We start from the raw sequence: 23,208 nt of genomic DNA, 5'->3' as shown, positions 1-23,208 counted from the left end.
AGAAGTTCATATGAGCTTATGCGTAAACTTTTATGACGCAAATAAAATAGGCTTTTGTTGCAATCATCATTTTTTAATGAAAAATGTTTGATTATGTTTTTTCTTCCAAAAATTCTTGCGCTGTAAAACGATACATTTTTGAGCAAAATTCACATGTAACTGAAATATATTTATTTTGAACCATTTTATTGCGTTCATCAATAGAAAAGCCTTCTAGGATTCCTTTAATTTTTTCGTGTGAACAAGAACATTGATCAACAAGAGAAAAAGGGTTAAAAACTCTAACACCTTGTTCATGAAAAAGACGGAACAAGAGCTGTTTACTACCGACCTGGGGATCCGTTAATTCTGAACTTTCAATCGTTTTCATGAGTATTTTAGCTTCCTGCCATTGGTTATCCAATTGGATATGAGTTTTCGTTTTTTCTCGCTTGTGATGAGACGATGATTGGGGCAAAAGTTGGGTCAAAATACCTCCAGCTCGCCAGCTTTTCTGCGGTTTTCCTTGTTGGTCACGATTAATTAATATAGCAACAGCCAAACGGATATCGGTAGGAATTTGTTCTGATTGATCAAAATAAATACGAGAAGCTTCTTGTAAATTTGATCCATCTAATGCCACTATCCCTTGATAAGGTTGCATATGGGGACCTTGATCAATTGTGAAAGCTAAAGTGCCTTTTCCTAAAAGTATTTCTGAAGAGATTTGATTATTGTCTATGGCTTGTTTAAGCTGTTCCTTATCAAAACGAGCGTATCCACGTAAACTGGAAGGAGGCGAAAAATCGCACACCAACATATTAACTGGTCCATCGGAATGAGTTTGTAAAATAAATTTTCCCGTAAGTTTTAGAGAAGTTCCAAGCAGAACCGTTAAAAGTAAAGCTTCTGCTAGAAGATAAGAAACCGGTTCAGGGTATTGATGTCTGTTAAGAATAGAATTTAAAGTTTCCCCAAGTTGTACGGCACGTCCACGGATATCAAGTTCTTCAACTTGAAAGGGAATAACACTATCATCTTCATGCAAGAAGTTGTTGTTGAGAGAGGCTTCATCTTTAGCTTGTTCACTCATAGCTTTGCCTTTTTTATATAATTTGTTGTAGGGAGGCTATTGTGGAGAGAAAAACGCATCTTGTAAACACCAAGAAAGAATTGCTTTTTGAGCATGAAGACGATTTTCAGCCTCATCGAAAACAACGGAGTGCGGTCCATCAATCACAGAATCAACCACTTCTTCACCACGATGAGCAGGAAGACAATGCATAAAAAGAGCATCAGGTTTTGCTAATTTCATGAGAGATTCATTGACTTGATAAGGCTGAAAAATAGAACGACTGCGAGCACGAAATTCTTGTCCCATGGAGACCCATGTATCGGTCATAATACAATCAGCATCTTGAGCCGCTTTTTGGGGATCATGGGTTAGCATAAGATGTGCTCCCCGCTCACGTGCCCAATGTACAAATTGTTCCTGTGGTTCACTGCCCTTTGGTGTGGCAATACGCAAATGAAAACCAAAAAGAGCTGCAGCTTCAATTAAGGAATGAAGCACATTATTACCATCCCCCATCCACGCAAATATTTTGCTAGCAATTGGCCCCCGATGCTCCTCATAGGTTAAGATATCTGCTAGAATTTGGCAAGGATGTGTATCATCTGTAAGGGCATTAATGACAGGAATTTGTGCATATTGTGCCAATTCGAGCATACGTTGGTGTTTCGTTGTTCGCAATATCACGATATCCACAAAACGGGATAAAACGCGCGCCGTATCAGCTATGGTTTCACTATGACCAAGTTGCATCTCTGAACCCGTGAGCATGATTGTATCTCCGCCAAGCTGGCGCATACTGATATCGAATGAAATACGGGTTCGTGTGGATGGTTTTTCAAAAATCATCGCAAGTGTTTTACCTATAAAAGGTTTTGAACCTTTTCCTGCTTTAAAAGATGCTTTAAGGATCTTTGCATAATCGATCAGTGCACGTGCTATTGCTGGCGTTAAAATGGATAAGTCCGTGAAATGACGAAGAGCATTTGTCATGTGTGTGATATTTGTCTTTCTTTGTTTACTTGTGAAAGATACGCTATTGCTTTTTCAATACGATGTAAACTTTCATCTATTTCTTCTTCCCTAATGATAAGAGGAGGCAATAAGCGCACAACGTTGTTGTTGGCTGCAACGCTTAAGAGATATTCATTTTCCAAAGCATTAACGACAAGATTTGAAGGTACAATACACTGAATACCCAACATAAGCCCCATCCCCTGAACTGCGCAGATAATATCAGGATAGATATTGAGAATGTGCAAAAGCCCACTTTTTAGTTTATCACCCATGCGCTGAACATGGATGAGAAAACTTGGCTCTAACAAAACATCAAGAATACTATTTCCTACAGCCATTCCAAGCAAATTTCCTCCAAAGGTTGATCCATGCGTTCCAAGTATCATACTTTTTGCAACTTTATCCGTTGCAAGGCAAGCGCCCAATGGAAATCCACCTCCTAGTCCTTTTGCGAGGGTAAGAATATCAGGCGTGACATCACTCCATTCATAAGCAAAAAGCTTTCCTGTTCGTCCCATGCCCGTTTGCACTTCATCCAAAATCAACAACAGACCATTATCATCGCATATTTTACGCAAAAACCTTAAATATTCATGAGAAACCGTTCGTATTCCTCCTTCTCCTTGAATAGGTTCAATAAGAATAGCGGCGGTATTTTTATTAATAGCGTTACGCAAAGCGATTTCATCACAAAAAGGTACTTGAATAAATCCACCAGCTTTAGGTCCAAAGCCTTCAAGATACTTTTCATGCCCAGTCGCAGCAAGTGCAGCAAGTGTACGTCCATGAAATGCCCCTTCAAAAGTAATTATTTCAATGCGTGCTGAATGACCAGTAGCATAGTAATAATGACGTGCCGTTTTGAATGCGCACTCCAATGCTTCAGTGCCTGAATTGCAGAAAAAAACCTTATCCGCAAAACTATTTGCACAAAGCCGCGTGGCAAAAGATGCTTGTTCAGGAGATTGAAAAATATTAGAAACATGCCAAAGTTTTTCAGCTTGTATCTTGAGCGTATCAACCAATTTTGGATGTGAATATCCTAATGCATTAACAGCAATGCCAGATGTGAAATCAAGATAATGGTCTCCTTTATCGGAAATAAGCCATACACCATGCCCCTGTTCAAAATGCAAATTTCGTCTTGCGAAGCATTCATAAAGTGGTTGTATAGAGACGGCATCCATCATAATTCCCTTTATATTTTAGTCTTTTCAATATATATATATATACAAAGCAACACTACAAATAAAACAGCATGGTATATTTCGTTACGGTGCTTTCAACATTTCATTACGATTAGTGATTACACCTATAGAATAGATCATTACACCAATTGAAAAAAAGTCAATGAAGGTTCTACAAATAAGCATTTTGGGAAAAAGCCTTAAACAAAAGTGAAAGTTTAACCTATAATTGATTTGCAAGTTGGGGAAAACATTCTAAATAAACTCTTTAAGAGGTAAAGACTCTTGTCATAGAGTGAGTGCATATTGTAATTTACAATATAATAAGCAAGATGATGTGTTTTGATTTGTAAATCCACAGGTTGGATGATTTTTTTATGCTCACGTAGAGTGTAAGGTTCTTTCATTCAGCGTAATGAAAACATTATTTAAACATTTGAAGATGCAACGGGGGAGAGCATCTTAGTGACGTAATCGGAATGGAGTGCTGGTATGGGTTGGACATGTGAACGCGTTGAGCTTCTTAAAAAGCTTTGGAGTGAAGGGTTAAGTGCAAGTCAAATTGCTGCTCAATTAGGTGGGGTCAGCAGAAATGCAGTCATCGGCAAAGTACATCGATTAAAGTTACCAGGACGTGGTAAGACAGCACAAGGAAGCACGCGTGCGCAAAAAACTCCCGTGGGAAGCAGCAATCCATCATCTCCACGTGTGCGTCGCAACACATCCACGGTATCGCCAATAAACACATCAGCTGTAAGTATTGAAGAAACCGCTTTAAAGACAGAATTTGTAGTGGAAGATGTAAAAGAAGTTGATATGTCCACAAAATCCAATGTAGTTGTGCCTATATCACGTCAACTTAATCTTCTACAATTGAGTGAAAATACATGTAGATGGCCGGTTGGCGATCCATTATCAGCAGATTTTCATTTTTGTGGTGCAGATTCTGATGAAAACAGCCCTTATTGTGCCTTTCATGCTAAGCTAGCATTTCAACCAATATCTGAAAGACGTCGGATAAGAGTGTAATATCCTCAATTGAATCTCGTATTCTACGCCTTCTGCGCTTCGCTATTAAATTTTAATTATCGAATTATTATGAGAAAGAAATTTAATGGAGCTTTTAATAAATGAAAAAATTTCTTCATGAAACTATTCAACGAAACTCTATCCTTTGGTGCTATTGCGCAGCTGTGTGTTGTAAAGTTATATTCCTGTTTATTTTCATAATTTTCTTTAATTTAGTTGTACTGCTTTTAACACTATCCATAGTGACATCTTTTGAATAAGCTAGTTTCTCAATTTCTCATGTTTTTATTCTTCGTGTATTTACATAGAGTAATGCTGTGGTTTATAAAAATAATTTATCGCTTTGCAACCTGAATGAGATCCATTTATATCTCTCTCATTTTAAGTCCTCTTATATTGAATCAATCAAAATCTTTTGTTTGGGCGTCACGAGCGAGATGAGAACTGTGGAGAGTTAAAAACACTTAAAGAAAGGCATGCCTCTTATAAATGCTTTCAAGTGCCAAGGACTTAAAGGGTTGTTGCAACATTGGGAGATGGCAAAGTGTACGATGATGCCAGATTGCCCTTTTATTAAGTATAAAGATAGGGGGTGCTTCATGGATTTATCATTATACTCTTCACGGATGCCGTCGCAAAATAGGCTTGGGAGCGTTGAGAGATGTTTCTTTAAAACAAGCCTGTGAATACATGCAATTCAATGTCATTCTGTTTTGCGTGAGGGATGTGCCCCGTTAAAGAATGCGATAAACAAAAGCGTGAAGCAATACGTAGAATGTAAAATAATATCTTTATAATTTTTTATAAAAAATTATAAAGAAGGGAATATTGTATTCAAGGCTCTTACGAAATATACAAAAACAATAAATTATAAGTATAAATAAATATAAAATCTAGAGCGACCACAATAACATCACTTTCCTTCTCCCGACACAAAACGGCGCAACCAAACATAAAGCGCACCTTCTCCGCCATGCTGACGCGCTGCTTGCTCAAACGCGTGGACATAATATCGAAAAGCTGGTGTTGATAACCAATACGGAACAAATCTATACAAAGCTCCATCGCTCCCAACGGATCGTCCTTTTCCTGTAATCACAAGGACATAACGCAATCCTCTCTGCTGAGAGGACTGTAGAAATTTTTTTAAGAAAAAATAAGCTTCTTCCTGCATATAACCATGGAGATCAAGACGCGCCTCAAGAGGACAACGACCTTGGGAAATTTTACGATATGCAACATGATCAAAAAAATGAATCTTTTGTGCTTGTGTAACTGACCTCTTTTCTCTTTTAATAATTGTCGAGGGTTGTTGATTTTCCTGAGACAATGAGGAGATTTGAGTTACAGGCTGTTTTTTATCATTAATATTTGCAATAGTTTCTGAAGCAGAAGAGAGCATCTTACCGTGAAGCGGTGTTATCGTACGACAAACCATCTCCCATAAAAGACGATCTTGTGAAGCCAATAAATCTCTTTTTTGTCTCCATTTACTTGAGGACATTTTAATTTCTCATAAATCATTGAATGCTTATGGAAGAAAAACAAAAAGTATTTTAATTTTCATTTTCTGTAGCAAAAAGCTTCCAGTTGGGATCTGACGATAAACTATTGCGAACAAAAGTCCAAATATCCCTGATTTCTACAATAGCATCAGGATCACCGTCTATACGCTCGCCCTGTTCATTATAAGTAACAGAAATCATCTCACTGACAATACGTATCGTTAAAAGTTCATCTTTTTCTTGTATTGCCGCCGCAACAAATTCGGCCTTATTAATTCCAACAAAAGTGAATTCTATTCTTTCTTTATTTTTTTCTCGTTGCTCAATAGCCATACAAAAGCTCTCAAAAACATCCTGACAAAGCAAGCTTTTAAGTTGATTGCGATCACCTTTGGCAAAAGCTGTTACAATCATTTCATACGCAATTTGTGCACCTTTTATAAAAAGTTGAGGAGAAAAATGAGGATCAATTCTATGAAATTCCCGCAAATTTTTATTCAAAACACTTCCCTCCGGTGAAATTTTATCAATTTCACTAAAGTCGTCTTTTTGTGAATTTTTCTGATGAGGGAACGAAACAATATTATCAGCCGTTTCTGCTTCAACTTGTTTTTTAGAACGTCGTGAATAAGGATCAAAGGGTGGCTTTTCAAACCCAATTCGTTTCCCTAATACATTACGGAGTTGCACAAAAATAACAACCATAACAACAAGAGCTATGACAAGTATAACGTCAAATTCCATAGGCGCTGTCAATCTCCAAAGCTTAAGTCTCTAATAAACATTGCAGTCAATACCATTTATCAATAAATATGTAAAATAAGGAATCTTATCATTCAAATATTTTTATAGATTTTGTATTTAAACGGAGTTCTCTTAAGAATTTCTCCCCCTACTCATCTAGAAGGAAACTTTCATGTGATAAAACTTTATTCTATAAATCCTCGTTTTTTTGTTGTTATCTTTCTTTGCATTCTTTTAATCGAGATTGCTGGTTTTATCTTTGTTGGTCAAGAAATTGGTATTTTGGCAACCTTGAGCTTGGTTATTCTCACAACCATAGTTGGGGTTGTTTTATTGCGAATTCAAGGGATTAGCCTCTTAAAAAATATACAAAATGAACTTATCCAAGGACGCACATTAGAGAATAATATTATTAATGATGCTTTCATCATGTTTAGTGCAATTTTACTTATTCTTCCCGGCTTTGTAACTGACCTTTTGGGAATATTACTTCTTATTAAACCAATTCGCTCTGTTGCTTGGCATTTCTTTGCATCATTAAAAAACAAAATGAATCCCAATACTAAAAGAAAAAATGACTCTGAAAAAATAATTGATCTAAAAGCAGAAGATTACACAATTCATGATACGACAGAATCTCCATGGCGCAAAAATGATGATAACCATTGAAATACCTAAAAAATCTGTAACAAACTAAAAAAATATTCAAGATAAAGAGCGCATTTCTTGCAACCTTTTGCAAGGCGTGATAACCAATCTGGTCTTTAGATCTAAAATAAATATACATATTATAATGGAAGAGGTTTGTCGTATGGCCGAAGATGAAATGAATAACAGTGGTGGAGAGCCGGTTTTTGCTGTATTAACTCAATATTTAAAAGATTTATCATTCGAAAACCCTGGTGCTCCTCGTTCATTACGTGCACGTGAAAAATCACCACAAATTGATATCAATATTAACGTCAATGCTAACCCAATTGGTGATGACAATTATGATGTCGTTTTGTCTCTCTCCGTCAAAGCCAATGATGAAACTGAAACCTTATTTCATGTAGAACTTATTTACGGTGGTGTTTTCCACCTTAAAAACATTCCACAAGAACATGTTATGCCACTGGTCTTTATTGAATGTCCCCGTCTTTTATTTCCATTTGCTCGCCAAATTATATCTGATGCTACTCAAAGTGGTGGTTTTCCACCTTTGTGGATTGATCCTATTGATTTTGCAGCACTCTTCCAAAAGCGTCTTTCTGAAGAGCAAAAAGACAATCAAATACAGCCCTCTTAAAAAATTTATTTTTTTGCTATCAAAAAGCCCCTTGATATATTATTGGTATATTAGGGGCTTTTTTCCTTTAGACGACTTTTGCGGCATGATAAGCCGCAAGCATTGCAATATTGACAACATCTGTATCGCTCCCACTAAACGGTACAATTTGGACAGATTTTTCCAATCCAATTAAAATAGGACCAATGATAGTTGCTTCACCGAGTTCTTGTAACATTTTGCTTGCAATGGAAGATGCGTGATATCCAGGCATAACCAAAATGTTAGCAGGCTCCGTTAATCCCATAAATGGATATTGCTGCATCAATTTGGAATTGAGCGCCACATCAGCGCTTATTTCTCCATCAAACTCAAAATCAACCTTGCGTTCGTGCAAAATATTAATTGCATCCTGAATTTGCTGCGTCGTCTGCCCTTTCATGTAGCCAAACGTAGAAAATGCTAAAAATGCTACCCGTGGTTGATACCCAAATCCACGTACAAACGAAGCTGTTTGTTCCGCTATATCAGCAAATTCTTCAGCATTAGGATTTTCATAAACAGCTGTATCGGCAATAAACACAGTTCGGCCACGGCAAATGGCCATTGAAATACCAATCAATCGTTCTTTTGGTTTTTCATCAATTGCCCGACGTATATCGATCAACGCTGTTTCATAATTGCGTGTCACCCCTGTAACCATTGCATCAGCATCTCCTAGTGCCACCATACACGCAGCAAAATAATTGCGATCATTATTGATACGACGATGACAGTCACGCAACAGCCAGCCTTGACGCTGCATCTTTTTATAAAGATAATTCGCATAAGCATCTGTACGGCAAGAAAGCTTGGCATTTATAATAGAAATACCTTCACGCTCCAAATCAATTCCAGCGATAACAGCTGCTTCTCTTATTTGCTCTTCCCGACCAACCAAAATCGCTTGTCCTAATTTTTGATGAACATAAGAAACGGCTGCCCGCATAACTTGTTCTTCTTCACCTTCTGCAAAAACAATTTGTTTTGGCGCTTGACGAACATGGTTATAAACCCTACGCATCATCGAGGAAGTAGGATCACGTCTCGCATTCAAATCGCGCTCATAGGCCTCTAAATCATCTATGTTCTTTTGCGCAACACCGCTTTCCATTGCTGCTTTTGCTACCGCTATTGAAACAACCGTAAATAAACGCGGATCAAAAGGAACGGGAATGATATAATTAGGACCAAATTTTAATCGCTTTCCACGATAAGCTTCTGCAACGCTGTCAGGTACTTCCTCATGCGCTAAATCGGCAAGAGCCCTTGCCGCAGCAATCTTCATGTCTTCATTAATAACTGTTGCACGCACATCAAGCGCACCACGAAATATATAAGGAAAACAGAGAACATTATTAATCTGATTTGGATAATCGGAACGCCCTGTTGCGACAATGGCATCATGACGCACTTGCATAACCTCTTCCGGTGTAATTTCTGGATCGGGATTGGCCATAGCAAAAATGATCGGCTGCGGCGCCATGGATTTTACCATTTCAGGGGTAAGAGCACCTTTAGCAGAAACCCCGAAAAATATATCTGCTCCTTCCATTGCTTCCATAAGCGTACGTTTATCCGTTTGAATAGCATGCGCAGATTTCCACTGATTCATTCCCTCTTTACGACCTTCATAGACCACACCCTTTGTATCACATAATATGATATTTTCAGAACGAAAGCCCATTGCTTTAATCAGTTCAATACAAGCAATCCCAGCAGAACCAGCACCATTACAGACTAACCGCGTATTTTGCATATCGCGCCCTGTTAAAGTCAAAGCATTGAGAACACCCGCAGCAACAATAATCGCTGTACCATGTTGATCATCGTGAAAAACAGGAATATTCATCACCTCGCGTAGGCGGCTTTCAATCATAAAGCACTCAGGTGCCTTAATGTCTTCAAGATTGATTCCACCAAAAGAAGGTTCTAAATGACGCACCAAATTGATAAAACTTTCCGTATCATTTATATCAATTTCTAAATCAATGGAATCAATATCCGCAAAACGCTTAAACAGCACTGCTTTGCCTTCCATGACCGGCTTAGAGGCAAGTGCACCTAAATTGCCTAACCCTAAAATAGCGGTTCCATTTGAAATAACAGCAACAAGATTACCTTTTGCTGTATAATCATAAGCTAGCGCTGGATTTTGAGCAATTGCCTTAACTGGAACGGCAACACCTGGTGAATAAGCAAGTGCTAAATCATGCTGTGTTGCCATAGACTTTGTTGCAATAATCTCAAGCTTTCCTGGTCGACCACGACTATGAAAATCTAGAGCTTCTCTTTCGCTCGCACTGTAAACAGTTTGAGACATTTTCTGATCCTGCTCGCTCTTTTTCATCTCACTTTATTTTCTCCAAAAACAGTGTAAATTTTGCTTGATAATGCGTATAGTCATTAAATTTGATTCATATATTAGAAATCGCTATTCTTGCCTTAGCAAATCTGATGATGCGTTGCAATTTAGAGATAAATAGATATTGAAGTAAACAAAAAAGAGTAAAAACTTCACTTAAAGGAAACAGGCCTCGTACAAATGGATAAAAAAAACAATCATAAAAATAATTTAATTCCACAGCCTGCCTCCCCATCTGCTTCCTCTCAAGAACGTCTTACACCTATGATGGAGCAGTACATAGAAATCAAAGCCGTCCATCATGATTCCCTTCTCTTTTACCGAATGGGGGATTTTTATGAATTATTTTTTAATGATGCGATTGAAGCTGCTCAGGCTTTAGGAATCACACTCACAGCACGCGGAAAACATTTAGGACAAGATATTCCTATGTGTGGTGTTCCCGTTCATGCTGCAGATGATTATTTACAAAAACTGATTGCTTGTGGTTACCGAGTTGCTGTTTGTGAACAAATAGAAGATCCTGCTGAAGCAAAAAAACGTGGCTCAAAATCTGTTGTTCGGCGTGATGTTGTTCGTCTTGTAACACCTGGAACAATAACAGAAGAAAAACTCCTTGATCCAACACGCGCAAATTATTTGATGACACTTTCCCGTATAAAAACTAGCGATGGAGAGGAATTTGCTCTTTCTTGGATTGATATCTCAACAGGCATATTTCGTGTAACAGAGAGCCGCCAAGAAAAACTTTTAGCAGATATTATGCGTGTGGATCCACAAGAAATCATTGTTTCTGATTCATTTTTTCATGATAAATCTCACAAGTCACTTTTTAGTGTTCTTGATCGTATCGTTTCACCTCAACCTGCTTGTCTCTTTGATGCACTCACCGCTGAACGCGATATTTGCAATTATTTTAAACTCTCAACTCTTGAAGGCGTTGCCGATTATTCACGCTGTGAACTCTCTGCAATTGTAGCTGCTATTCGTTATATCGAAAAAACACAAATCACGCATCGCCCTCCCCTCATGCAGCCTGAGCGCCAAAATGAAAGTGCGACTCTTTTTATTGATGCCGCAACCAGACTAAGCCTTGAACTTATTCGTACGACATCAGGTCAACGGGATGGAAGTTTATTAAAAGCTATTGATCGCACTGTAACAGGAGGAGGATCACGCCTTCTTATTGACCGCCTTATTGCTCCCCTCACCACTCCTTCAGCTATTGATACGCGTTTGGATTCTATCGATTTTTTTCTACGTAATCCTTCTCTTGCAGAAGCGATAAAGCTTATTTTAAAGGGGGGACCAGATATGCCCCGCGCCGTTTCACGTTTGGCTCTTGGACGAGGAGGTCCCCGTGATATGGCGACAATCCAGCGTGGCTTTGAAATCATTCGTGAATTGCATCAACTTCTTGATAATGAGCTTCTGCCTCAAGAAATAAGTGATGTACAACAGGTGTTCTCAAAATTACCCACAGCGTTATACTTTCATTTAGAACAAGCATTAGCTGATGATCTCCCACTCCTTAAACGTGATGGTGGTTTTATTCGTTCTAATTATCATAAAGAGCTCGATGAAATGCGTGCTTTACGTGATGAATCTCGCCGTGTCATTGCTGAACTTCAAGCGCAATATGCCCAAGAAACAGATATTAAGACGCTTAAAATAAAGCATAATAATATTCTAGGTTATTTCATTGAAGTAACCAGCACACAAGCATCTTCCCTTACAAATAATCCACAAGCTAAAGCACGTTTTATTCATCGGCAAACAATGGCAAACGCTATGCGTTTTACGACAACAGAGCTCGCTGACCTTGAAAGCCGTATTGCCCATGCTGCCAATCACGCATTGACACTTGAACTAGAGATTTTTGATATTCTCGTTCATGAAATTACCGAACAAGTTGATTTTATTCGTAAAGCCTCTGAAGCACTTGCTATTTTAGATGTCTCTGTCGCTTTAGCATATCTTGCTGAAGAACAAGGATATTGCCGCCCTAAAATTGATCTTTCACTTACCTTTCGCATTACAGCAGGACGCCATCCTGTCGTTGAGCAAGCACTCCGCAAACAAGCAGCAGAACCTTTTATTGCCAATAATTGTGATCTCTCTGTGCAAGAAAATCAGCAATATGCAGCAATCTGGCTGTTGACAGGGCCTAATATGGGAGGAAAATCAACTTTTTTGCGGCAAAATGCTCTTATTGCTATTATGGCGCAAATGGGGTCCTTCGTTCCAGCAACTTCAGCACATATTGGTGTCGTTGATCGCCTATTTAGTCGCGTTGGGGCTTCCGATGATCTTGCACGAGGGCGCTCAACCTTTATGATGGAAATGGTTGAAACAGCAACGATTCTCAATCATGCTAGCCACCATTCCCTTGTTATTCTTGATGAAATAGGACGTGGAACATCAACCTTTGATGGACTTTCTATTGCTTGGGCTGCTGTTGAATATCTCCATGAAGTTAACCATTGTCGTGCTATTCTTGCTACCCATTTTCATGAAATGACTGCACTTACCGAAAAACTTGACAGACTGCATAATGTAACCATGAAAGTCAAAAATTGGGATGGTGATGTAGTTTTTCTTCATGAGGTCACACCAGGAGCCGCTGACCGTTCCTATGGTGTACAAGTCGCAAAGCTTGCTGGACTTCCCCCAGCCGTTATTACACGAGCAACAGATGTACTCCATCAATTAGAACAAGGCGAAATGGCTGGAAAAGGACATAAACTCATTGATGATTTACCACTCTTTTCTCTTAAAGCAACATCTCCCGTCAATGAAGCAAAAAACAAACATTGTATACTTCACGAAGCTTTAAAAAATATTCATCCCGATGAACTCTCTCCTAAACAAGCTTTAGAAGCAATTTACCACCTCAAACAGCTTGAAAAGAGTAACCCTTTATAGAAAACAGATGTTATTTTTTATTAAAAAACCTTCTTAATAGGAGATAACGTAACCATTTTTGATATACCACAGCATAAACAGTTATTTATCGTATTCCCATCGCTTTTCTACATAATATATTTTGATAAGTGTAATTGCCTATAGGCAAAACCCTATGCATTATATTTCATATTCCCTTAGATTAATATTGGCTCTTATACAAAAAATTGGTCAAGATCGACTATTTTTACAAGATAGTCGTTTTTTGTAAAGATTGTCATGAAATCTCCTCCACCTTGCAAATACGCCATATTTAGTGAATTATGCTTTTTCACGATCGATATTATTGTTATCATAGCAACATTTCTAGTTTAAAGCTGTTGGTGTTGGAATGCCATCCCATTTTGCATAATAAATTCATAGATAATGGGTCTCGTATTTTCTTCACATTTTAAGTTATAAAGAGCTCTTTTACTGTTTTCATATGAAACATATAATCAGATATATCACAGCTGTACTTTATTTTCATAAACATCCTTCAACTCCTTCCCACACCTTAATGGATAAGGATTTTCATTCGAATAAAGTCTGCAAATAGTCCAGCTTCTAACGGATTTTCCTTGACTTCCTAATCATGTGCTTCTCTTAAACTCAAAGCTTTACAAACAAGTCTAAGAATATTCACCACACACTAAAAACACACTTAATATTTAAGGAAGATGCCGTATATCACAGCTCTAAATGACAGTGTTTTACGGTACAACAAGATAATGCCACCAGTACAATAAATATCTTTCATAAATTATGAGTAATAAGAAATCATAATCTCATATAAGATTGGAATATGATATGAAAAGTAATTATACTGTATCTGTCTTACATAGCTGCTAAAATAAGCAATCTACCGCAGTTTTTAGTTGTATTGATAGCTTTTTAATCATACTCATCATGACTCGAAATATTCTGATAAGTTCATAAACTCATAAAATAATTAGCTTAGAATATCGTGCAAAAGATGCAAAAAATCAGAGCACTATCTCTATTCAACTCATCAAATATTACGTACTGCACCCTTTGCAGCAGATGTGGTCATCGCTGCATAGGCTTTGAGAGCCTTTGAAACTTTACGCTGACGCTTCTCAATCGGTTGCCAAGCGCCTTTTCCTTTTGCTTCCATCTTAGAACGGCGCTGCTTCATCTCAACGTCATCCACCAACATATGAATTCTACGATTTGGAATATCAATTTCTATGATATCCCCCTCTTCCACCAACGCAATTTCTCCTCCTTCAGCAGCTTCTGGTGAAATATGTCCTATTGAGAGCCCTGAACTTCCACCTGAAAAACGTCCATCTGTAACAAGTGCACAAACCTTGCCTAATCCTTTAGATTTGAGATAACTCGTTGGATAAAGCATTTCTTGCATTCCAGGTCCACCACGTGGGCCTTCATAACGGATTAAAACAATTTCACCTGTTTTAATCTTATCAGTTAATATAGCTGAAACAGCTGAATCTTGGCTTTCAAAAATTCTTGCCGGACCTTTAAAAGTTAAAATTGATTGATCAACGCCTGCTGTTTTTACAATGCAGCCATCTTTTGCAAGATTCCCATAAAGAACTGCCAATCCTCCATCTTGTGAATATGCGTGTTCCCTATCGCGAATCACACCTTTTTCACGATCAAGGTCAAGGGTCTCATAGCGACAAGATTGACTAAAAGCTGTCTGTGTTGGAATACCACCTGGAGCGGCACGATAAAATGCATGAACTGTTGGCTCATTAGTTTGCTTTACATCCCAGCGGTAAAGAGCTTCTTTCATTGTTTTTGCGTGAACCGTATAAGTTGATGTATCAATGAGTCCTGCCGCATCCAGTTCACCTAAAAGCCCCATAATACCACCAGCGCGATGAACATCTTCCATATGTACATTTGCAACAGCAGGAGCAACCTTACATAAAACAGGAACACAACGTGAAAGATGATCAATATCCGTCATGGTAAAATCCACCTCACCTTCTTGCGCTGCAGCTAAAAGATGCAGTACTGTATTGGTTGATCCCCCCATGGCAATATCAACGGTCATTGCATTTTCAAAAGCCTTGCGTGAAGCAATAGAGCGCGGCAAAACTGTTTCATCATCTTCTTCATAATAACGTTTAACCAATGCAACAATCTGTTTTCCAGCTTCTTCAAAAAGCATTCGTCGATCTGCATGTGTTGCTAACATTGATCCATTTCCGGGAAGAGAAAGCCCCAATGCTTCCGTTAAGCAATTCATAGAATTGGCCGTAAACATTCCTGAACAAGAACCACATGTAGGACAAGCAGCACGCTCCATTTCAGCAACTTCTTCTTCTGAATTTTGTTCTGAAGCTGCTGCAACCATGGCATCGACCAAATCAACCGTTAGATCTTGATCCTTCCATTTAATCTTACCTGCTTCCATAGGACCGCCTGAAACAAAGATTGTCGGAATATTCAACCGTAAAGCAGCCATTAACATACCAGGTGTAATTTTGTCACAATTAGAAATACAAACAAGTGCATCTGCACAGTGTGCATTAACCATATACTCTACAGAATCAGCAATGATTTCACGTGAGGGCAACGAATAGAGCATTCCATCGTGCCCCATCGCAATTCCATCATCTACAGCAATGGTATTAAATTCTTTCGCAACACCACCGGCAACTGCTATCTGTTGTGCGACTAATTGCCCAAGATCTTTTAAATGAACATGCCCTGGTACAAATTGTGTAAAAGAATTCGCAATCGCAATAATGGGTTTACCAAAATCAGTATCTTTCATCCCTGTTGCACGCCAAAGTCCGCGGGCTCCTGCCATATTACGCCCGTGGGTTGATATTCTTGAACGGTAAGAAGGCATTATTTTTTTCCCCTCAAATAATTCCATTTTGCTTGTTGTGCTGTAACTTCATTATAAAAACAAGAGCTTTAATATTCAAAAGAGAAAAATACCTTGTACTGCGGCATTTGAAGCACAAAATTAAAAGCTCTGCATAAACTTTTTCATAAAGCCTTTGTTTTTTATTACCTGTTAGTCAACATCTAATCCCTGTGCAAGTCCACGTTTGAGATAAATATCAAAACGCTTCAGTATAACACGAACTGTTCCAGATTTTTGTATGCCAGATTTGGTTAGCATATTGCATCTATCTGTTTGCGTAATTTCTGGAATTGGAAAGAATATAAAGAAATCGTGATAAAAATCTATCATCTCCTTATAATTCAGCTTTACACCTTTCAAACGCATTCATAAAAATATCTTTTAAATAATGATGACGCATTATCTCATGCTTTTGTTTTTACACTCTTCAATAGAGCTACTCCCCTCAGGAAGAACAAAACACACCAAACAAAATACACTTGTATAGCCTTTATACTCATTTTAAAGAGACATCTTTCAATGCACTCGAGCCCATTTCACGATAGCGCCTATGAATGGTATAACAGCCCCCGTGAATAATATAAATCTATAAGGGACATCTTCACACTTATGAAGAAGAAAACTGACACCATCATACATTTTTTTATCCCCATATCGTGAACGTCCTTGGTAATTGAGACAATTAAAAAGAGATATTTTTATTCCTTTCTTCAAGTGTTTTTATCCACATGGCTCTCCCTGCTTATGACATCAAGCAAGTGACTTTAATTGTTTCAATATAAGAAGATCTCAAATGAGAGAACCTTATGATATTCGGGACTCTCATTCCAGTTGTAAAAAATTAATTATGAATATAAATCAATACTTAATATAATTATAACTCACATTACACCCTTTACGAAAAAACAGATAGAATTTATAAAGAGTACAGCTTTTTCTCGTAAGGTAATCTAGTGCAGAGTTACAATTTGTAGTTCATGCTCATTGGCTCCAGCAAGGGCGATAGAACGCTCATCGGATAAAATGATAGGATAACCTGTTTCACCAAAGAGAGCCCATATCGTAATGCCTGGGGTCATTGGTGGAAGATCTGGAAAGTTTTTAGCCAGATCATCTGTACAAACTTTTTTTAAATAGGCAATCTGTCCCGCATCAGAGTAGGATGTGTTCTGAAACGACAAGTTTTGTTTGTGTTCTCCCATTTCACTGTTCCTTTACGCCTTAACTTTTATGACTCACCACTACTGACTTTAATTGGAATCTGTTTTATTTCTTTTTTTAATTTTGGTTGATACAGATTAATTGATAAAAGACCATTTTTCAACTCTGCATTTGTAACATGCATCCCTTCCGCGAGAACAAAGGTTCGCTGGAATTGTCGCGCAGCTATACCGCGATATAAATATTGATGATTTTGGTTGTCTGTTTGTTTACCATGAATAACCAATTGATTATCATCGAGTAAAATATTAAGATGGTTAATCTTAAATCCAGCAACAGCCAAAGTTATCCGGATATGATTTGCATCATCACTTTTATGCAAACGTTCAATATTATAGGCTGGGTAAGCCTCATCAGCTTTACCGATACGTTGCAATATTTTTTCTACGGTTTCAAACCCTAAAAGAAAAGGATTGGAGAAAGGCGTCACATGTGTCATTCATGAGTATCCTCTTTAAAACGGCTTTACTTGACCAAACTCTATAAAAGTGTTCGCTGCACTCCTCTCATATGGCGAGCGTGAATGATAACTTCAAGAGAGAAGATTTAAGAGAGTTCAATGCCTCAAAGTAACATAAAATTATCAAAGGTGCGAAATTTATCTAGTATATTGTATAATAAAGATGAAATTGCGGAAATATTTCGCCGTTTTTCTGTGCAACGCCCAACACCTAAGAGTGATCTTAACTACATAAATACTTTTACACTTTTAGTTGCCGTTGTGCTTTCGGCTCAAGCGACAGATGTAAGCGTTAATAAAGCGACAAAAGAATTATTTTGCCTTGCTGATCAACCGGAAAAAATGGTTGCATTAGGGGAAGAAGAAATAGCAAATCATATCCGTTCAATTGGCCTTTGGCGTGCAAAAGCACGTAATGTTTATGCGCTTTGCAACTGTTTAATTGATTATTATGGCGGTCAAGTACCCGATACGCGTGAAGCACTCATGGCCCTTCCTGGAGTGGGGCGCAAAACGGCTAATGTGGTCTTGAATGTTGCTTTTGGTCAGCCTACATTGGCAGTAGATACACATATTTTTCGCTTAAGCAATCGTCTTGGTTTGGCGCCTGGAAAAACACCAGAAATTGTTGAGAAAAAATTATTAAAGATTATACCGGTTCATTATATTCGCCATGCGCATCATTGGCTGATTTTACATGGTCGCTATATTTGTCAAGCCCGTAAACCACAATGTACGCAATGCATTATTGCCGATTTATGTAAAGCAGCCATCAAAACAAATGCAATTCCAGCACCTTTGGTTGAGCTTCACGGCAATGGAGCGCCGATTTTTTTGTAATACGGTCTTGCTATTTTGTGTATACTAGCTTATGAAAACGTCTTTAAGAGCCGCCCGGCAGGGCATGCCGTGGCTGTTTAAATGCTTGTTCAAGCGTTGGTCCGCTTGAGTGAATAAAATGTTTGATTGAATAAATTAATGTACGGAGTAGCAAAATGCCCAAGATGAAGACCAAATCATCCGCTAAAAAGCGGTTTAAAATCACTGCGTCAGGCAAAATTAAAGTAGCAGCTGCCGGTAAGCGCCACGGCATGATTAAGCGTTCGAATAAATTTATTCGCGATGCACGTGGAACAATGGTTTTGTGTGAACAAGATGCTAAAAAAGTCATTCAGCATTATTTGCCGAATGGTATTTAAACCTTACGCTTTTGATTTTGAGGAGATTATAATATGGCTCGTGTGAAAAGAGGTGTGACAGCACACGCTAAGCACAAAAAAGTTCTTAAACAGGCTGAAGGTTTTTACGGTCGTCGTAAAAATACCATTCGTGCAGCTAAAGCAGCGGTTGATCGTTCAAAGCAATACGCTTATCGTGACCGCAAAAATAGGAAACGTACTTTCCGTGCTTTGTGGATTCAGAGAATTAATGCGGCTGTTCGCGCAGAAGGTTTAACTTATGGACGTTTTATTGATGGCTTATCAAAAGCCGGTATTGAGGTTGATCGTAAGGTTCTTTCAGATATAGCAATCCATGAGGCAGAAGCATTTTCTGCTTTAGTTGCTTCGGCAAAAAAAGCTTTAGAATATTTAAAAGATACGACACCTAATGCTTTCGAAGGCGCTGTCAAATAAGCCAGTCGTGTTCTCTTAAAGCATTCATTTATTCGAGGTCCCGTGCTGGCTATTGCGAGTGCGGGTTTTTCTTTATTAAAAAATAGGCAAAAATATGAATGATATTGAGCGTCTAGAACAAGAAATTTGTTTAGCCTTAGAGGCAGCAGGTGATGAACAAGCACTTGAAGAAGTGCGTATTGCAGCATTGGGTAAAAAAGGTAGTATCTCTGAAAAATTAAAAGAATTAGGAAAAATGGATGCTGGCGAGCGCCATAAAGTTGGACCAGTTCTTAATGGATTAAAAAATCGCATTTTAGAATTATGGGCACAAAAGCGTGATCTTCTGAAAAGACAGGCAATGGATGTCCGTCTTTCTCGTGAAACAGTTGATGTTACCTTGCCTGTTCGCTCTTCACCTATAGAACGGGGACGCATTCATCCTATTTCACAAGTGATTGAGGAAATTATTGCCATTTATACAAAGTTGGGTTTTTCTCTTGCAGAGGGACCTGATATTGAAACAGATTATTATAATTTTACAGCATTGAATTTTCCTGAAGGGCATCCAGCGCGTGAAATGCATGATACCTTCTTTTTTGATGTTGATAAAATGGGAGAACGAAAATTATTGCGAACCCATACATCACCCGTACAAATTCGCACACTAGAAAAACAAAAAGCACCGATACGAATCATTATTCCTGGAAAAACTTACCGCATGGATTCGGATGCAACACATTCTCCCATGTTCCATCAGGTCGAGGGTCTTGTCATTGATAAAACCTCCACCATTGCACATATGATGTGGCTGCATGAAACTTTTTGTAAAGCATTTTTTGAAGTTCCCTCTGTAAAAATGCGTTTTCGTCCCTCTTTTTTCCCTTTTACCGAACCATCTATGGAGGTAGATATTCAATGTGATCGTTCTGGTTCAGAAGTAAAGTTCGGAGAAGGGCAGGATTGGTTGGAAATTTTAGGATGCGGAATGGTGCATCCCCAGGTGTTGAAAAATGTTGGTTTAGATCCAGATGAATATCAAGGTTTTGCATGGGGCATGGGCATTGATCGTATTGCCATGTTGAAATACGGTATGCCTGATTTGCGGGCTTTTTTTGACGCTGACCTGCGTTGGTTAGACCATTATGGCTTTCGTTGCTTTGATATGCCTGCTTTTTTTCCTAATAGAAATGTGTGATCTTAGTCATCGCTTTCATGTGAGGTTTTAAAATGAAGTTTACATTGTCCTGGTTAAAAGATCACTTAGAAACAAATGCATCTTTGAATGAAATTTGTGAAAAATTAACCGCTATAGGTCTTGAGGTTGATTACGTTGATGATCGGTCTTCTTTAAAAGGTTTTGTGATTGCAAAAGTTTTAACAGCAATAAAGCATCCTGATGCAGATAAACTTCAAATTTTATCAGTCGATACAGGGACTTCCACACCTGTTCAAGTTGTCTGTGGAGCACCAAATGCACGCGCAGGTCTTGTTGGTGTTCTGGCACTACCAGGCACTTATATTCTAGGACTTGATGTAACATTATCTGTAGGAAAAATCCGAGGTGTTGAAAGTTTTGGGATGATGTGTTCACAAGCGGAGCTTGAATTATCAAATGAGCATGATGGGATTATTGAACTTCCAGAAGATGCACCTATTGGAGGTTCATTTGCAGCTTATGCTGGTTTAGATGATCCGGTTATTGATATTGGTTTGACCCCTAATCGTTCCGATTGCACAGGTGTTCGTGGTATTGCACGTGATCTTGCTGCCGCTGGAATGGGAAAATTAAAAGAATTATCCTTGTCAAAATTTGATCCTTCCTTTGAAACACCTCTCGATGTTTCATTAGATTTTTCGCAAGATTCATCATTATGTTTAGGTTTTGCTTGGCGTGAAGTGCGCAATGTTCAAAATGGTGCATCACCACAGTGGATGCAACAGCGTTTGAATGCAATTGGTCTGAGACCGATTAATGCGCTTGTTGATATGACCAATTACATCAGTTTTGACCTTGGTCGTCCGCTCCATGTTTTTGATGCAGATAAAATTAAAGGTAATTTGTGTGTACGTTGCGCGCGTGAAGGAGAGCAGCTTCAAGCACTGAACGGAAAAATCTATCATCTGGGCCCTAAGAATTGTGTCATTGCAGATGACGAGGGGGTTGTTTCGATTGCCGGTATCATGGGCGGTGAAAGAACGAGTTGTGATGAAACAACACATCGCATTATTATTGAATCGGCGCTTTGGGATGCGCGAAGCATTGCACAAACAGGAAGAGCATTAGGTCTTATTAGTGATGCACGTTATCGATTTGAACGAGGTGTTGACCCGGCTTTTATAGAAACAGGACTTGAGATTGCAACAGAATTGGTCTTACGTCTTTGTGGTGGTGAAGTATCTAAAAAGAAGATCGTTGGCTATCAGCAACAAGAAATCAAACAGATCGCTTTTCCTTTTTCTGAAATTAAACGTTTAACAAATTTGGAAATAGAACCTGAAAAAGTCATCTCTATTTTAACAAAACTTGGATTTTTTGTTGAAGGAAAAGGAGAAGTCGTTACGGTAAAAGTACCATCATGGCGCCCTGATATTATGGGTAAAGCCGATTTGGTGGAAGAGGTTATGAGAATTTATGGGTTAGATAAAATTAAACCTATTCCTTTGGAAAACTTTGCAGAAGGAAAAGATCAAATTTTAACATGCGCACAAATTCGTTCACGTGCTACACGTTTGGCTCTAGTGCAACGTGGTATGAAAGAAGCGGTGACATGGTCTTTTATTTCTGAAAATCAAGCTCTTGCTTTTGGAGGAGGTCAAGAAGAGCTTAAATTAGTTAATCCTATTGCTGCTGATATGTCAATGATGCGTCCTTCCCTTTTACCTGGCTTGATTATGGCGGCACAAAGAAATGCTGATCGTGGTTTTTCCGATCTTGCTTTGTTTGAAGTTTCAAGTATTTATGAGGGCGACACCCCTGATAAACAACACCGTGTTGTTAGTGGAATTCGTCGCGGAACAGAGCAATTTAAAGGGGCTGGGCGTTTTTGGAATGGAAATGCAACCGTCGTTGATGTTTTTGATGCCAAAGCAGATGCTTTAGCTATTTTAGAAGCATGCGATATGGATGTTGGGAAAGTGCAAATTGAAGTTGGAGCACCGGATTGGTATCATCCTGGTCGTTCAGGTGTCATAAAACTTGGATCAAAGATTATTCTTGGTTTTTTTGGTGTTTTTCATCCTGCTACATTAGAAAAGTTAGATGTCAGTGGCCCTTTATGCGGCTTTGAAATTTTTCTAGATCGAATTCCAGAATCAAAGAAAAAAACAACCAAAAGCCGTCCTCCTTTGAAACTCTCACCTTTTCAAATGGTGCGGCGTGATTTTGCCTTTATAGCGGATAAAACTGTTGCCTCTTCTCTTATTATTCGGGCGGCAAGTGGAGCCGATAAAAAACTTATTCATTCAGTGCAGGTTTTTGATATTTTTGAAGATTTAAGCTTTGGTGAAGATAAAAAATCTGTCGCAATTGAAGTAACTATTCAGCCCATAGAACGGACTCTAACAGATGAAGATTTAGAAAAGCTTGCCTCAAAAATCGTGGATAATGTTACCAAAATGACAGGTGCATATTTGCGCTACTGAGTATTCTCATTTTTTATGAGATATTTTACATGAAGTGGGAGCTTGTTTGAGTACTCCCTTTTTGTTTAGCACTCAAGAGCTATAGAGCTTCTTGAAAGGGGATTTTATTACCAAAACAAGCTGCTTAAATCATCAGTTTTTTCAATATGAAAAAACTGTTTTTAAACATCTTGAAAAGTTATTTTTTCTCTTAATCCTTCATTGCAAATGTAAAAGATAACTGCTATTGCTAAATGATAATGCAAATTAT

18 protein-coding genes and 1 pseudogene are annotated in these 23,208 nt (G+C 38.3%); 10 read left to right on the top strand and 9 right to left on the bottom strand.

Features of this window, described 5'->3' with window-relative positions:
- Positions 1 to 91: 91 nt before the first annotated feature.
- Genes ACFINL_RS00995 through ACFINL_RS00985 form a run of 3 tightly spaced genes read right to left on the bottom strand, consistent with a single transcriptional unit; the run spans position 92 to position 3,255 of the window.
- On the bottom strand, positions 92 to 1,072 hold the full coding sequence (locus ACFINL_RS00995) for an Hsp33 family molecular chaperone (protein ID WP_375649145.1): 981 nt from the start codon (positions 1,070 to 1,072) through the stop codon (positions 92 to 94).
- A 36-nt stretch (positions 1,073 to 1,108) separates the two neighbouring features.
- Positions 1,109 to 2,044, bottom strand: a complete 936-nt coding sequence (gene argF, locus ACFINL_RS00990) for an ornithine carbamoyltransferase (RefSeq protein ID WP_375649142.1) — start codon at positions 2,042 to 2,044, stop codon at positions 1,109 to 1,111.
- Positions 2,041 to 3,255, bottom strand: a complete 1,215-nt coding sequence (locus ACFINL_RS00985; protein ID WP_375638179.1) for an aspartate aminotransferase family protein — start codon at positions 3,253 to 3,255, stop codon at positions 2,041 to 2,043. The genes argF and ACFINL_RS00985 overlap by 4 nt, the downstream gene beginning before the upstream one ends.
- Positions 3,256 to 3,747: 492 nt before the next feature.
- Here ACFINL_RS00985 and ACFINL_RS00980 point away from each other — a divergent pair, with 492 nt between their 5' ends.
- Together ACFINL_RS00980 and ACFINL_RS00975 are read left to right on the top strand one after the other, a co-directional pair.
- Positions 3,748 to 4,284 (top strand): GcrA family cell cycle regulator, encoded by a 537-nt coding sequence (locus ACFINL_RS00980; RefSeq protein WP_375628448.1) that lies wholly within the window; start codon positions 3,748 to 3,750, stop codon positions 4,282 to 4,284.
- 529 nt (positions 4,285 to 4,813) lie between these two features.
- Positions 4,814 to 5,062 (top strand): annotated as a pseudogene (locus ACFINL_RS00975) (Arm DNA-binding domain-containing protein); the annotation flags it as partial.
- 135 nt (positions 5,063 to 5,197) lie between these two features.
- On the opposite strand, the gene ACFINL_RS00970 reads toward ACFINL_RS00975, so the two are convergent.
- Together ACFINL_RS00970 and ACFINL_RS00965 are read right to left on the bottom strand one after the other, a co-directional pair.
- Positions 5,198 to 5,788 carry a Smr/MutS family protein gene (locus ACFINL_RS00970; RefSeq protein WP_375611420.1) on the bottom strand — a complete coding sequence of 197 codons (591 nt, stop codon included), beginning with the start codon at positions 5,786 to 5,788 and terminating at the stop codon, positions 5,198 to 5,200.
- A 52-nt stretch (positions 5,789 to 5,840) separates the two neighbouring features.
- The gene (locus tag ACFINL_RS00965) at positions 5,841 to 6,533 is read right to left on the bottom strand and encodes a Tim44/TimA family putative adaptor protein (RefSeq protein ID WP_375612823.1); all 693 of its coding nucleotides are present in this window, start codon (positions 6,531 to 6,533) and stop codon (positions 5,841 to 5,843) included.
- A gap of 174 nt (positions 6,534 to 6,707) precedes the next feature.
- Between ACFINL_RS00965 and ACFINL_RS00960 the strand changes: the two genes are divergently transcribed.
- Complete coding sequence (locus ACFINL_RS00960; RefSeq protein ID WP_375612822.1) at positions 6,708 to 7,202, top strand: FxsA family protein; 495 nt, start codon at positions 6,708 to 6,710, stop codon at positions 7,200 to 7,202.
- A gap of 142 nt (positions 7,203 to 7,344) precedes the next feature.
- Complete coding sequence (gene secB, locus ACFINL_RS00955) at positions 7,345 to 7,821, top strand: protein-export chaperone SecB (protein ID WP_375611417.1); 477 nt, start codon at positions 7,345 to 7,347, stop codon at positions 7,819 to 7,821.
- Positions 7,822 to 7,888: 67 nt separating this feature from the next.
- Here the strand turns inward: secB and ACFINL_RS00950 are convergent, their stop codons facing one another.
- Positions 7,889 to 10,189: an NADP-dependent malic enzyme gene (locus tag ACFINL_RS00950; protein ID WP_375649129.1), complete on the bottom strand. Its 2,301-nt coding sequence runs from the start codon at positions 10,187 to 10,189 to the stop codon at positions 7,889 to 7,891.
- A 195-nt stretch (positions 10,190 to 10,384) separates the two neighbouring features.
- On the opposite strand from ACFINL_RS00950, the gene mutS reads away from it, so the two are divergent.
- Positions 10,385 to 13,129 (top strand): DNA mismatch repair protein MutS, encoded by a 2,745-nt coding sequence (gene mutS, locus ACFINL_RS00945; protein ID WP_375649126.1) that lies wholly within the window; start codon positions 10,385 to 10,387, stop codon positions 13,127 to 13,129.
- Between the two features lie 1,030 nt (positions 13,130 to 14,159).
- On the opposite strand, the gene ilvD is transcribed toward mutS, so the two are convergent.
- From ilvD to ACFINL_RS00930, 3 genes are all read right to left on the bottom strand, one after another.
- Positions 14,160 to 15,998: a dihydroxy-acid dehydratase gene (gene ilvD / locus ACFINL_RS00940; RefSeq protein ID WP_375611414.1), complete on the bottom strand. Its 1,839-nt coding sequence runs from the start codon at positions 15,996 to 15,998 to the stop codon at positions 14,160 to 14,162.
- A 971-nt stretch (positions 15,999 to 16,969) separates the two neighbouring features.
- The gene (locus tag ACFINL_RS00935; protein WP_012754519.1) at positions 16,970 to 17,221 is read right to left on the bottom strand and encodes a DUF1150 domain-containing protein; all 252 of its coding nucleotides are present in this window, start codon (positions 17,219 to 17,221) and stop codon (positions 16,970 to 16,972) included.
- A 26-nt stretch (positions 17,222 to 17,247) separates the two neighbouring features.
- Complete coding sequence (locus tag ACFINL_RS00930; RefSeq protein ID WP_375612819.1) at positions 17,248 to 17,679, bottom strand: Hsp20 family protein; 432 nt, start codon at positions 17,677 to 17,679, stop codon at positions 17,248 to 17,250.
- Between the two features lie 120 nt (positions 17,680 to 17,799).
- Between ACFINL_RS00930 and nth the strand changes: the two genes are divergently transcribed.
- From nth to pheT, 5 genes are all read left to right on the top strand, one after another.
- A complete protein-coding gene (nth, locus tag ACFINL_RS00925; protein WP_375611411.1) occupies positions 17,800 to 18,540 on the top strand; it encodes an endonuclease III in 741 nt (246 codons plus the stop codon).
- 155 nt (positions 18,541 to 18,695) lie between these two features.
- Positions 18,696 to 18,899 (top strand): 50S ribosomal protein L35, encoded by a 204-nt coding sequence (rpmI, locus tag ACFINL_RS00920; protein WP_183193590.1) that lies wholly within the window; start codon positions 18,696 to 18,698, stop codon positions 18,897 to 18,899.
- Between the two features lie 33 nt (positions 18,900 to 18,932).
- The gene (gene rplT / locus ACFINL_RS00915) at positions 18,933 to 19,334 is read left to right on the top strand and encodes a 50S ribosomal protein L20 (RefSeq protein ID WP_012754515.1); all 402 of its coding nucleotides are present in this window, start codon (positions 18,933 to 18,935) and stop codon (positions 19,332 to 19,334) included.
- A gap of 94 nt (positions 19,335 to 19,428) precedes the next feature.
- Positions 19,429 to 20,511 (top strand): phenylalanine--tRNA ligase subunit alpha, encoded by a 1,083-nt coding sequence (pheS, locus tag ACFINL_RS00910; RefSeq protein WP_375611410.1) that lies wholly within the window; start codon positions 19,429 to 19,431, stop codon positions 20,509 to 20,511.
- Between the two features lie 32 nt (positions 20,512 to 20,543).
- Entirely contained in the window at positions 20,544 to 22,958 is a 2,415-nt protein-coding gene (gene pheT, locus ACFINL_RS00905; RefSeq protein WP_375649122.1) for a phenylalanine--tRNA ligase subunit beta, read from the top strand.
- Positions 22,959 to 23,208 lie beyond the last annotated feature (250 nt).

This window comes from Bartonella sp. AA78NXGY (assembly GCF_042197005.1).
Taxonomy (GTDB): Bacteria; Pseudomonadota; Alphaproteobacteria; order Rhizobiales; family Rhizobiaceae; genus Bartonella.
Note: the sequence above shows the minus strand (reverse complement) of the source record. Positions and strands in the feature narration are given on the sequence as shown.